This is a genomic window from Streptomyces sp. NPDC104226 (genome assembly GCF_055584085.1).
The window spans coordinates 22,312-35,259 of the sequence record NZ_JBVJMS010000019.1; the positions used below are offsets into that span (position 1 = coordinate 22,312).

8 protein-coding genes are annotated in these 12,948 nt (G+C 76.3%); 5 read left to right on the plus strand and 3 right to left on the minus strand.

What is annotated here, in order from left to right; genetic code table 11:
* Positions 1 to 120: 120 nt before the first annotated feature.
* The 5 genes from ACZ60J_RS38800 to ACZ60J_RS38820 all read left to right on the plus strand — a co-directional run bounded on the left by ACZ60J_RS38800 (position 121) and on the right by ACZ60J_RS38820 (position 6,927).
* Complete coding sequence (locus ACZ60J_RS38800) at positions 121 to 414, plus strand: DUF503 domain-containing protein (RefSeq protein WP_030161467.1); 294 nt, start codon at positions 121 to 123, stop codon at positions 412 to 414.
* Between the two features lie 27 nt (positions 415 to 441).
* Entirely contained in the window at positions 442 to 909 is a 468-nt protein-coding gene (rbfA, locus tag ACZ60J_RS38805; RefSeq protein ID WP_469688887.1) for a 30S ribosome-binding factor RbfA, read from the plus strand.
* Complete coding sequence (truB, locus tag ACZ60J_RS38810) at positions 909 to 1,817, plus strand: tRNA pseudouridine(55) synthase TruB (protein WP_469688888.1); 909 nt, start codon at positions 909 to 911, stop codon at positions 1,815 to 1,817. The genes rbfA and truB overlap by 1 nt, the downstream gene beginning before the upstream one ends.
* Before the next feature lie 290 nt (positions 1,818 to 2,107).
* Positions 2,108 to 5,914 carry a serine protease gene (locus tag ACZ60J_RS38815; RefSeq protein ID WP_469688889.1) on the plus strand — a complete coding sequence of 1,269 codons (3,807 nt, stop codon included), beginning with the start codon at positions 2,108 to 2,110 and terminating at the stop codon, positions 5,912 to 5,914.
* Between the two features lie 56 nt (positions 5,915 to 5,970).
* On the plus strand, positions 5,971 to 6,927 hold the full coding sequence (locus ACZ60J_RS38820) for a bifunctional riboflavin kinase/FAD synthetase (protein WP_469688890.1): 957 nt from the start codon (positions 5,971 to 5,973) through the stop codon (positions 6,925 to 6,927).
* 114 nt (positions 6,928 to 7,041) lie between these two features.
* Here ACZ60J_RS38820 and ACZ60J_RS38825 read toward each other — a convergent pair whose 3' ends face one another.
* From ACZ60J_RS38825 to eccE, 3 genes are all read right to left on the minus strand, one after another.
* Entirely contained in the window at positions 7,042 to 9,771 is a 2,730-nt protein-coding gene (locus ACZ60J_RS38825) for an SCO5717 family growth-regulating ATPase (protein ID WP_469688891.1), read from the minus strand.
* Between the two features lie 876 nt (positions 9,772 to 10,647).
* The gene (locus ACZ60J_RS38830; RefSeq protein WP_469688892.1) at positions 10,648 to 11,439 is read right to left on the minus strand and encodes a hypothetical protein; all 792 of its coding nucleotides are present in this window, start codon (positions 11,437 to 11,439) and stop codon (positions 10,648 to 10,650) included.
* Complete coding sequence (gene eccE / locus ACZ60J_RS38835) at positions 11,436 to 12,713, minus strand: type VII secretion protein EccE (protein ID WP_469688893.1); 1,278 nt, start codon at positions 12,711 to 12,713, stop codon at positions 11,436 to 11,438. The genes ACZ60J_RS38830 and eccE overlap by 4 nt, the downstream gene beginning before the upstream one ends.
* Positions 12,714 to 12,948 lie beyond the last annotated feature (235 nt).

Genomic DNA, 12,948 nt, shown 5'->3' on the forward strand with positions numbered 1-12,948 from the left:
GGGCCGGTCGGCGGAATATCCGTCGATCGGCCCCGGCCGTTGCGTGTACGGTTCTGATGATCCTGCCGCGCGACGGCCGGCAGGCCACCGAACCCGCACCGGCGGGATATCCGGACCTGCATGTACGTGGGGACTCTGTCCTTCGATCTGCTCCTCGGCGACGTTCACTCGCTGAAGGAGAAACGCTCCGTCGTCCGGCCCATCGTGGCCGAGCTCCAGCGCAAGTTCTCTGTGAGCGCGGCCGAAGTGGGCGACCAGGACCTGCACCGCCGGGCCCGCATAGGGGTCGCTCTGGTGAGTGGGGACACGGGGTTCCTCTCGGATGTACTGGACCGCTGCGAGCGGCTGGTCGCGGCACGTCCGGAAGTGGAGCTGCTGTCGGTACGACGGCGGCTCCACGGTGATGAAGACTGACCGCAAGACGAAGAAGGAGACGGACCAGTGGCCGACAATGCGCGGGCGAAGAAGCTGGCGGACCTCATCCGGGAGGTGGTGGCCGAGAAGCTGCAGCGCGGCGTCAAGGACCCCCGCCTCGGTACGCACGTGACCATCACGGACACCAGGGTCACCGGCGACCTGCGGGAGGCCACGGTCTTCTACACGGTCTACGGTGACGACGAGGACCGGGCCAGTGCGGCAGCGGGCCTGGAGAGCGCCAAGGGCGTCCTGCGCTCCGCGGTCGGCCGGGCGGCGGGAACCAAGTTCACGCCCACCCTGACCTTCGTGGCGGACGCCCTCCCGGAGAACGCCAAGACCATCGAGGACCTCCTCGAGAAGGCGCGGACCTCCGACGCCCAGGTGCGCGAGGTGTCCTCCGGCGCCCAGTACGCCGGCGACGCCGACCCGTACAAGAAGCCGGACGAGGACGACGCCTCCACCGGGGACGACGACGAGGACGCCACCGCGTAATGAGCGACAACGCAGGGAAGACGCCGGACGGCCTGGTCATCGTCGACAAGCCGTCCGGTTTCACTTCGCACGACGTGGTCGCCAAGATGCGCGGGATCGCCAAGACCCGCCGCGTCGGCCACGCCGGCACGCTCGACCCGATGGCGACGGGCGTGCTGGTCCTGGGCGTGGAGAAGGCCACCAAGCTCCTCGGCCACCTCGCGCTCACGGAGAAGGAGTACCTCGGCACCATCCGGCTGGGCCAGAACACCCTGACGGACGACGCCGAAGGCGAGATCACCTCCTCCGCGGACGCCTCCGGGGTCACCCGGGAGGGCGTGGACGCGGGCATCGCCAAGCTGTCCGGCGAGATCATGCAGGTCCCGTCCAAGGTCAGCGCCATCAAGATCAAGGGCGTGCGCTCCTACAAGCGCGCACGCGACGGCGAGGACTTCGAGATCCCGGCCCGCCCGGTGACCGTGTCCTCGTTCCAGGTGTACGACATGCGGGAGGCGGAGGCCGAGGACGGCACCAAGGTCGTCGACCTCGTCGTCTCCGTGGTCTGCTCCAGCGGTACGTACATCCGCGCGCTCGCGCGGGACCTGGGCGCCGACCTGGGCGTCGGCGGGCACCTCACGGCGCTGCGGCGCACGCGGGTGGGCCCGTACAAGATCGACCGGGCGCGCACCCTCGACCAGCTCCAGGAGGAGCTGACCGTCATGCCGATCGGCGAGGCGGCGGCTGCCGCGTTCCCGCGCTGGCAGCTCGACGCCCGGCGGGCGTCGCTGCTGGCGAACGGCGTGCGGATCGACATGCCGGACGAGTACGAGCCCGGCAAGGCGGTCGCGGTCTACGGTCCGGACGGGCAGCTGCTCGGGCTCGTCGAGAGCAAGGGCGGCAAGGCGAAGTCGCTCGCCGTCTTCGCCTGACGGGTTCCGCGCCCGGCGCGTCCCCCGATGCAGTGAACCGGTCGGCCTTCGGGCCGGCCGGTTCTCGTTTGACGTGGAGCGGTGAGCGCACACGGACTGCTGCTCACCGCTCCACGACCCCCCTCGGGTAGGTCTCTATCCACCCGGAGCCCCTTATTCACCCGTCCGAGCAGGCGCTCGGAGTGAATGGAGGGAGCGTAAGGGGGCGCTTTCGCCTCGCGTGCTGTTCCCGCTGATCTTCACCTGCCTACGGTCGTGGCTACGGGGCACGCGCGGCGGGGAGTGGTGCGGTGACGGCGGAACTGATCAGGATCTGCGATCTCACCGGGAGGCCGCGGGGGAGCGGGTTCGTCGCGGACGACCGGGGGACGGTGCTCACCAGCCACGAGGCCGTCGACGGACTGGCCCGGGTGGTCCTGCACGGGCCGGCGCCGGGGGAGCGGACCTGGGTGGCGGGGGCCTCGGACGTGACCGCCCTGCCGGAACTGGGGCTCGCGCTCGTACGGAGCGACGGGCTCGGGGTGCGGCCGCTGCCGGTCGCTCCGCGCGCGGAGATCGCTCCCGGGACGTACGTACGGCTGTCCGCGCGGGGCTGGCGCCAGGCGCGGGTGCTCGGCGGGGCCGAGGCCACCTACGCGGCGACCGCCACCACGACGAGGGTGGGGACGGCGGCGACGGCGGGGCCGGGGCCGGCGGGGGCGACGACGGCGGCGGACCGGCTCCACCGGCTCCCGGCCGTGCTGGAGCTGGCCATCGGGACCGACGGCCGCGACGCGCTGCGGCTCGGCGGCGAGGCCTGCGGGGGCCCGGTGCTGGACGCCGCAACCGGAGCGGTGCTCGCGGTCCTGTGCACCGCACTGCGGACGGAGCACCGCTCCGGCGGCTTCGCCGTGCCCCTCACGGCCGCGGCCGCCGCCGATCCCGGCGGCCCCCTCGCCGCGCTGCTGGAACGCAACGCCGCCACCGTGCCCGGCCACGGCGCCGATCTGAACCTCGCCGGAGCCCTGCAGCTCACCGGGACCACCCTGGGCGCGGCCCTCGCCGCCGGGGGACCGGAGCCGGTGGACCGCCCGGAGATCGCGGCCGAGCTGGACGCCTTCACCGCCGGGGACCGCTTCCCCGCCGGGGACCGCCCGGTCCTCGCGCTGGTCGGGCGCCCCGGCACCGGCCGCACGACCGCCCTCGCCGCCCTCGCGGTCCGCCGCGCCCGCGGCCCCCGCCCGGCCCCGACCCTCTGGCTGCGCGGCGCCGACCTGCAGGCCGGGGACGGCTCCCTGGCCGACGCGGTGACCCGGGCCCTCGTGGAGGCGGGGCGGATCCTGGAGCTGCCGGCCGCCGCGCCGGGCCCGGACCAGGCGTCGGCACTGGCCGCACTGGTGGCTTCGGCCGGGCGGGCCCTGCTCGTCGTCCTGGACGGGCCCGAGGAGATGCCGCCGCAGCTCGCGGCGCGGGCCGGGCCGTGGACCGGGGCCACCGCCGCCTGGCTGGACACGACCGGAGCCCGGCTCGTCGTGGCCGCCCGCCCCGAGTACTGGGAGTCGGCCGGGCGGCTCTACCCGCCGCGGATGCTCCGGACCCCGGCCCGGCCGGCCCGCCGGCTGCCGCCCGCCGTCCCCGTCGGCGACCTCGCCCCCGAGGAGGCGGCGCTCGCCCGGGCCCGGCTGGGGATCCCGGCCGAGGCCGTCGCGGGAGCCGACGCCCGGCACCCGCTCACCCTGCGGCTGCTCGCGGAGGTCCGCGCGGCCGGGGTCATCGCCGGCCGTCCGTCCCGTGACGAGGTGTTCGCCGCACACCTGGACCTGCTGTGCCTGCGCGTCGCCGTCCGGGTGTCCGCCGCGCTGCCGCAGCCCCGTAGACCCGGCGTCGGCGGGGCCGCGGACCAGGTCGGCGCCTACGGGCCCGACACGGCCGGGGTGTACGGGCCCGGGGTGGGCCGACTCGCGGCGCGGGTGGCCGGGCGGGTGCACGAAGCCGCCCGGCGGTGCCTGGGGCCGGGCCGCGGCCAGGTGGACCGGGCCTCCTTCGAGGAACTCTTCCCCTGGCGGTCGGGGTGGGCCTCCGCCGTGCTCACCGAGGGGCTGCTGGTGCCCGCCGGAGAGGGGTACCGCTTCGCCCACGAGGAGCTCGCCGACTGGGTGCAGGCCGCGCACCTGGATCTGCCCGCCGCCCTGGACACCCTGGGCCGGGACGTTCCCCGCCACCGCATCGGTCCCGTCCTGGAGGCCCTGGGCCTGCTGCCGCCCGGGGAACGGGCGGCGGCACTGGAGCGGCTCGTGGCCCTGCTCGACGCGGCGGCCGACCCCGAGGCGCGGTGGTGGGCCGCCCGCCTCGTCGGCGAAACCCTGCTCCGCGTCCCGGACGCGACGCCGTACCTCCCGGTCCTGCACGCCCTCACCACCCACCTGGCCACCAGGCCCGCACCGGGCGGCAGGCAGGAAGCCGGCCCGACGCCCGCGAGCAGCCCGACGCCGGTGCCCGTGCCGGCGGCGGATCCGACACCGGCCGGGTCGGCGGCGTACGCGGGCGCCCTGGGGCCCCACGGGCCGGCGGCCGCCGGACCCTGGCCGGGACCCGGTACCACCGGGCACCCGCGGATCCCCGCCCAGGGCGGAGCCCCGGTGGCCGGCGGGCAGGCGGGGCACCTCCGCCCCGGGGCTGCTGCCGGGCACGAAGTCGGCGCCGGTCGGACGCGGACCGGCGGGACCGGCGGGACCGCCGCGGCCGGCGGTCCGCCCGGGCCAGGCCGGGGCCGGGAGGACGAGGGGGAGTTCGGGGCCTGGTTCTGGACCCGGCTGCGCGTCGCCGAGGAGGACCGGTTCGAGCTGCTGCGCCGGATGCTGCCCCACGACCACCGCCTCCTCGATGCCGCAGCGCGCCGGCTGGTCCGCGCGCCGCACCTCGTGCAGCCGCTGCTCTGCGGCTGGTTCCACGACGAGCGGCAGCTGCTCGGGCGGCCCGGGGCCACCGTCGCCACCGCCGCGCAGGCCCTGCTCCACACCCATCGCTGCTTCGCCGTCGACGACCTCGCCGAGGCGCTCGTCACCGCCGCGCACCCCCGCGCCGACGAGCTGCTCGCCGTACTCGCCGAGGACGAGCCCTCCGCCCTCAGCCGGGCCGTGGACCGCTGGGCGCACGACGAGCGCCCCGGCCGCAGGGTCGCGGCCGCCGCGTACGGGCCCCTCACCGCCCCGCACGTACGCACCCCCGCCGACCGCGAGCTGCTGCGCCACGCCGCGCAGGCCCTCCTCGCCCGCCCCGGCGACGCCTCCCTGCACGGCAGCGCCCTCGGGATCCTGCTCCGCGACCCCCAGGTGCGCGCCCGCTACCTCCCCGACGCCCTCGCCTGCTTCCGCGACCCCGGGCGCGGCCTGCGGCTGACCGCCGCCGCGCTGGTCGCCGCGCTCCCCGTGCTGCCCGACCCGGACGCGGTCTTCGCCGTCCTGCGGGAGCGGGCCGACGGCGACGTGGTGCGCGCGCTGGCCGTGCTGACCACCCCGGGCCTGGCGCGGCGCGCGGCCGACCTCGTACGGGACCACCTGGCGCGGCACCCGCAGGACGCCGCGCACGCCGCCGAGTTCGTGGACCGGCGGCTCGAACAGGGCCTGGCCGCCGCCCCCGTGCTCCGGCCGCTCGTACGGGACCTGCTGGGCTCCGGTCCGCCCCCGGTCCGGGCCGCGCTGGCCGGCGTACTGGCCGCCCCGGGCACGGAGTCCTCGTACACGCTCCGCGGCGAGCTCGCCGAGGCGCTGCTCCGCGAGGAGCTCGACCCGTCGGTGCTCGACGCCTTCCTCGGCGCACTGGCGGCGGGGGCGGCCACGGCCGCGCCCGACCGTACCCGGGACCTGCTGCGGCGCACCGGCCGGCAACTGCTGCGGGCACCGGGCGGGCCGGCGGTCTTCGAGCGGCGCACGGTCGAGCTGGCACGGGCCGAACCGGCCTTCGGCGCACTCGTGGCCCGCTGGCTGGAGCGGGCGCCGCAGGAGGCGGCGGCGCTGTTGGGGCCGAGCGCGCGCCGGACCGTCGAGACGCTCGCTCACAGCGCGTCGCCGCGGGACGACGCCGATGATGGGCAGCGGCCACCGGCATGGCAGTCTTAGACCTGCAATCGGCAATCAGAACAGGGCCTTCAGGGTTCGGGCGAGGAGCGGTCACAGTGCAGCGCTGGCGTGGCTTGGAGGACATCCCCCAGGACTGGGGACGCGGCGTCGTCACCATCGGCTCCTACGACGGCGTCCACCGGGGTCATCAGCTGATCATCGGACGGGCCGTGGCCAAGGCCCGCGAGCTCGGCGTCCCCTCCGTCGTCGTCACCTTCAGCCCGCACCCGAGCGAGGTCGTCCGCCCCGGCAGCCACCCGCCGATCCTGGCCCCCTACGACCGGCGCGCCGAGCTGATGGCCCAGCTGGGCGTGGACGCGCTGCTGATCCTGCCCTTCACGGCGGAGTTCTCGCAGCTGTCCCCGGCCGACTTCATCGTGAAGGTGCTCGTCGACAAGCTGCACGCCCTGGCGGTCATCGAGGGACCGAACTTCCGCTTCGGCCACAAGGCCGCCGGCAACGTCGAGTTCCTCCGGCAGCTCGGCGCCACCTACGACTACGAGGTCGAGGTCGTGGACCTGGTCGAGCGCGGCGAGGCGGGCGGCGGCGTGCCGTTCTCCTCCACGCTGGCGCGCAAGCTCGTGGCGGAGGGCGACATGGACGGTGCGGCCGAGATCCTGGGCCGCCCGCACCGGGTCGAGGGCGTCGTGGTGCGCGGTGCGCAGCGCGGGCGCGAGCTCGGCTACCCGACGGCGAACGTGGAGACGCAGCCGCACACCGCGATCCCGGCCGACGGGGTGTACGCGGGCTGGCTGACGGCGGACGGCGAGCGGATGCCGGCGGCGATCTCGGTCGGCACGAACGTGCAGTTCGATGCGACCGAGCGGACCGTGGAGGCGTACGCGATCGACCGGGTCGGGCTGGACCTGTACGGCATGCAGGTGGCCGTCGACTTCCTCGCCTACGTGCGCGGGATGGCGAAGTTCGAGTCGCTGGACGGGCTGCTGGAGGCCATCGCCGACGACGTGAAGCGGGCGCGGGTGCTGACGGAGTCCTACGACGCGGAGCGCTGACGGCTCGACGCCGACGGCCTGACGGCCTGACCAGCGGTTCTGCAACGGGCGAGGGCCCGTACCGTCCCGGGAGTTCCGGGGGCGGTACGGGCCCTCGTGCGTGTGCCGGCTGCGTCAGCCCAGCCGCGGGTCGCGCGGGGGCCCGCCGGGCTGGGGCTGACCGGGCTGCTGGGGCCAGGGCTGGCCGGGGGTGGGGTAGGGCTGCTGCCCGTACGCGGGCTGCGGCTGCTGGGGCTGCGGCGGCTGCTGCTGCGGGTAGGGCTGCTGGGGCGGCTGGGGCTGGCCCCAGTGGTTCGGGGGCGCTTGCTGCTGGGCGCGGATGAAGTCCTCGGCGACCAGGGCGGAGAGGTTGAAGTAGGCCTCGCGCGTCTTGGGCCGGAGCATGTCGAGGTCGACCTCGGCGCCGGCCGCGAGGTGGTCGTCGAACGGGACCACGACGACACCGCGGCAGCGGGTCTCGAAGTGCCGCACGATGTCCTCGACCTTGATCATCTTGGCGGTCTCGCGGACCCCGGAGATCACCGTGAGGGAGCGCGAGACGAGGTCGGCGTAGCCGTGCGCGGAGAGCCAGTCGAGGGTGGTGCTGGCGCTGCTCGCGCCGTCCACCGACGGGGTCGAGATGATGATCAGCTGATCGGCCAGGTCCAGGACCCCGCGCATGGCGGAGTAGAGGAGACCGGTGCCCGAGTCGGTGAGGATGATCGGGTACTGGCGCCCGAGGGTCTCGATGACCCGCCGGTAGTCCTCGTCGTTGAAGGCCGTCGAGACGGCCGGGTCCACGTCGTTGGCGATGATCTCCAGCCCGGAGGGCGCCTGGGAGGTGAACCGGCGGATGTCCATGTACGAGTTCAGGTACGGGATCGCCTGGACCAGGTCCCGGATCGTGGCCCCGGTCTCGCGGCGCACGCGGCGGCCGAGGGTGCCGGCGTCGGGGTTCGCGTCGATGGCCAGGATCTTGTCCTGGCGCTCCGTGGCGAGGGTGGCGCCGAGGGCGGTGGTGGTCGTGGTCTTGCCGACGCCGCCCTTGAGGCTGATCACGGCGATGCGGTAGCAGGACATGACCGGCGTGCGGATCAGCTCCAGCTTGCGCCGCCGCTCCGCTTCGGCCGCCTTGCCGCCGAAGCGGAACAGGCCGCCGCCTCCGGAGGCGTTGTTGCCGCTCTTGGCCTTCTGCTTGCCGCGGAGCAGGCGGTCGGAGGACAGCTCGACGGCCGCGGTGTACCCGAGGGGGGCGCCGCCGGAGGGCTGGGGCGCGCCGTAGCGGGGATCGTGCCCGTGGGGGCCCTGCGGTCCCTGCGGGCCGGGGGGACCCTGCTGCCACTGACCGCCGCGGGGATCGGCGTACTGCTGGGGCTGCGGCGGCTGCGGCGGCTGGGGCGGCTGGGGCTGCGCGGGCGGGAATCCGTACCCGGCGTCGGGCATCTGGGGCCGCGGCTGAGCCGGGGCCTGCGCCTGGGCCGGCGGCAGGATGTCGTACCCGGCCTGAGGGCCGGGGGACCCCGGAGCCATCGCGGGCGGGGCCGATTCCGAAGGCCACCGCGGGAGTTCGCCGCCGGCCACCGGGTCGGCTCCGGCGGATCCCCCGAACGCGTCCGCCGGGCGCGGAGCCGGAACGACGGTCCCCTCGGGGGGAGTGGGCGTACGCACGACGGCGGGCGAAGCCGGTGCGTACGGGTCGCTCGACGCGTCCCCAACGGGCAGCCCCCCGCCCGCCTGCACCTCTGCTGCGAACGGCTCGGAACCTTCGGACCCCGGACCGGCCGGGGCCTGCGGGCCCTCCGCCCGGTCGACGGGCTCCTCCGAAGCGGAGGGGAGCTGCGCACCCGGGTACGGCGGCAGCTCGCCGCCCGAGGCCGACACGACCGGCGGCAGCACGGCGCCCGGTGCCGCCGCGGAAGCGTCCGGCCCCGCCGACAGCTCGGCACCCGCGTCCACTTCCGCCGGACGCCACGGCAGCCCGGTGCCGGGGGCCGGCGCGTCGGGCGAGGCCGGGCTGTCCGGGGCAGACGGGTACGCGGGCCGGGCGGTGTCGGGGGCGGGGGCCTGGGGCGGTGCCGGGTTGCCCGGGGCCGGCGGGTACGGCTGCCCGGCGGCGTCCGGGGCCGAGGGGTATGCGGGCTGGGTGGTGTCGGGGGCCGGCGCGTGGGGTGGTGCCGGGTTGTCCGGGGCCGGCGGGTACGGCTGCCCGGCGGCGTCCGGGGCGGACGGGTATGCGGGCCGGGCGGTGTCGGGGGCAGGCGCGTGGGGTGGTGCCGGGTTGTCCGGGGCCGGCGGGTACGGCTGCCCGGCGACGTCCGGGGCGGACGGGTATGCGGGCCGGGTGGTGTCGGGGGCGGGGGCCTGGGGTGGTGCCGGGTTGTCCGGGGCCTGCGGGTACGACTGTCCGGCGGCGTCCGGGGCGGACGGGTACGGCGGCAGTCCGGTGCCCGGCGCAGGCGCGTGGGGCGGAACGGCAGGGCCCGGGACCGACGGGTACGGCGGGACGGAAGGACCGGCGGCCGGCGCGGCCGGCGCGTACGGTGCGGCCGCGGAGTCCGCGGTCAGAGGCGTGGGTGCCTCGGGGGCGCCCGGGTACGGCACGGCCGAGGCGGGTGCCGGTGCGTTCGGCGGCGCGATGCGCATCGTCGGAGGGGTCTCCAGGTCCGACGGCGGCCGGTGGGGCTCGAAGCCGCTGCCCTCGGGGAGGCCCGGGACCGCGGCCGCCGGAGCCGCGCCCTGCGTGTACCAGGCCGGCGGGGTGTAGTCGATGGTGAACTCGCCCGTCAGCTCGGGCTCCGCGTCGGACTGATCGTCCGTCGGGACGTCCCACGTCCCGCCGCGCCTCTCGTTCCGATCGCCGCTCACTGGTCCTCCTGGTATGTCGAACACTGGTTTGGCGTCCCACCGCGCCACGCCGCCGCCCAGCCTAATCGGGTCCCGCAGCCGGTATCCGCCCCCGCCTGCCCGTACCCGAGGCCGACCGCGGGCTGCGGGCCGCCCCATCCTGCCCATACGGCCGTATCCCCGGCCAATCCCCTCCCCATCCGGTGCACGGCCGTGACGACCGCGCCCCGGGGGCCGGTGTGCCGCGGCGACCGTGCCCTCGGGCCGGTTACGCAGTGACGCCCGCGACTTCGGGCCGGTCGGGCACGGCCGTGCCCCCTCTCCGGCCCGGCGCACCGCAGCAGCCCGCCGTTCCCGGTCTGCCTGCCGCGCCCCCCCACCGCTGGAGGAACGCGTCCACGTGCGTGCCAGCCCTGAGGGGGTGTCCCTCGGATCAGGAGGCCGCCGTTCGCGGCAGACCCCAGCTCACCCGTGCCCGCTCTGCGGGTCCCCAACCCGTCCGCGCTTCCCGGCACGCCCAGTACCAAGTGCCCCGGCGCCGCCGGTTCGGGCGCCTACCTGCGCTCGGCATGCCCACCCCGGGCCGGCTCGGCTCGACCGGCAGGTTCTCGGTCCGCCCGTACGGGCGCTGCCCGGTCCGGCGTGCCGGTCCCTGCTCTTCCCGTACGGGCGATGCCGCTTCCGGGCTCACCCGGTCCGGTCGGCCCGTCCGCAGACCGCAGATCGGGGAAGTTCCCGGATGCCCGTACACGCGCAGATCCGCCCAGCCGGGATCCCCGAGCGGTATCCCTCGAACCGGTACCCCCCGAGTGCCCACCCCGCGCCCCCGGGTCCCCCGTGAGGCTGAACCCGCGGCGGCGCGGCCTCCCGGCAGCCGAGGGCCCCGTGCCCCAGGGCTCAGTCGATGCGGCGGGCCGGGCCCAGCAGGCCCGTTTCGGCGTCCGTCGGCTGGGTCATGACGAACTGCCGGTCCCGCTCGGTGCACCACAGCGTGACCCCGTCGCCCAGCGTCGGCAGGGACTCCACCGCCGCCGCGGGCAGCCGCATCAGGCGGCCGAGTTGCTCCGCCTCGTCCGGGGAGACCCGCTGGATGCCGACCAGGGAGGCGCCCCGTACCAGGCGGGGAGCCGCCGGGCTCAGGTACGGGAGCAGGGTCAGGACCGACTGCCAGGGTCCTGCTGCCACGCGGCCCCGCGGCGGCCGCATGCCGCAGTCGCGGATCACCAGGACGGGACTGCCCGCCGACGCGCCCTGCGGCGGCACCCGGCCCACGTCGTGCAGGGTCACGCACTGCTGGCCGCCGCCCGCGGCCTGCGCGAGCCCGGACCACACCTGGCCGCGCCCGGTCTCCACCGTCACCCGCGCCCCCGTGGCGGCCGCCCGCAGGGCCAGGACCTGCGCCGTCCACAGGCCGCCGATCAGCGTGACCTCGTACGGCGTCGGCCGGTTGACGCCGAGGACCGCCGGGCGGCCCCCCGAGTCCACGCCGATGACGACCCCGTCGTCCCCGATGGGCAGGGCGAGGGCGTCCAGTTCCGCGGCCTGGAGCACGTGCCGCTCCCGGCGCGGGCCGACCAGCCCGAAGCCGCCCCGCACCGCTGCCCGGGCCGCCGGAACCGGCGCCGAAACCGCAGACGGTCCCGCAGCCGACCCCCGCGCCGAACGCCTCGTAGCGCCAACGCCCCTCATCGCGCTCCTCCCAGCGGCAGCGACGCCAGCAGCCCCGGCACCTGCTCCCGGTCCAGCCGCACCAGCCCGGCCTTGACTCCCCGAGCCGTCTGTTCCAGTCCGCGCCGCGCCGCGACCAGTTCCTCGTCGCTGCGCCCGGTGACCCGTACGTGCCCGGACAGCGTGACCTCGTGCCGCGCCGTCGGGGTCATCGTCAGGCTGAAGTTCGTCGCCAGCGCCGGCAGCGAGGTCAACAGCGCCACGAACTGCGGAAGTCCCGCCCCGCCCCCGCCCAGCTGGGGCCAGCGGCTGATCCAGTACGTGGTGTGCCGCCGGTCGTCGCAGCGCCAGGTCCGCGGGGTCTCCTCGGTGCGCCGCCCCGTGGCCGCCGACCGCCCGGCCTGGGTGATCGCCATCGGGTTCGCGCAGGAGGACGTGGCCAGCGCGCCCGTCAGTTCCTGCTCCGTGAGCACCGTCGCACGGAAACCGGCCCCCGCGAGCCTGCTCGCCAACTGGTCCGCGACCCGCACCAGACACCGCTGCGCACCCGGCAGCCCGCCGCCGCGCGCGGTGACCGCGTCGGGGCACAGCTCCGGGTCCAGCTTGAGCGCGATCCAGGTGAGGCGCACCGCCGGGCTCCCGGTCAGGGCCTGGAGCGGGGCGTAGTTGCGCGTGGCCATCGACTGGGCCGGCAGGTGCGGTGCCGGCGCCGGCTGGGTGTGCTGCACGAGCTGCGCGGACTCCAGCCGGATGCCGTCCACTTCGAGGACGTCCCGTACGAGGGCCAGCGGCAGCGGCCGCGCCGTCCGGTCGGGCCGCAGCGCGGTGGCGTCCATGTCGACCTGGACCACCGCGGTCAGGAAGGTGCCGTCGCCGACCATCCCGACGGGCCGCCGGTCACGGTCCCGCTCGCTGAACGTGAGCGTGCGCAATGCCGGTTCGGCCTCGACGAGCGGGGCCAGCCCCGGCTCCGTACCGGCCGGCACCGCGGTGGCGGCGGCCCGGCGGCGGCGTGCGCGCAGCGCCAGTGCGCCGCCGATCCACTCGGGCAGCGAGCGCCGGTGCCTGCGGACGACCGCGAGCAGGACGAGGATCAGGGCGAGCACACCGGCCGGCGCCAGCAGCAGCGGCTCCACCACCCAGGCGGCCAACAGGGCCGCCGCGGCGACCTGGAGGAGCACGAGTTGTTGCAATCGGAACGGCCCGAAACGCCCCGGGCCGGACTTCGGATGCGGCGTCACTCCGGCGGGCGCGGGTGCGGGCGCCCCGGTCCGCGGCCTCACGGCAGTGGCCATCCCTCGCGCACCTCACCTTTCCGGGGTTCGTACCCCTGAGCCCCGGCGGCCCGCGCGACAGCCGGCCGCTCGCCCCCGGAATCTCCCCAACCCGCCCCAACACCCCTGTTTCCCCCGGCCCGGAAGGCGTGGAGCGGCTGCCCCACCCTACCCGGCCCCCACCCGCCCTCCGTCAAGAGGCATAGTAGGTGGCCGGTCGGACAACGAAGGCCCGGCGACCGTACCCACCGACCGG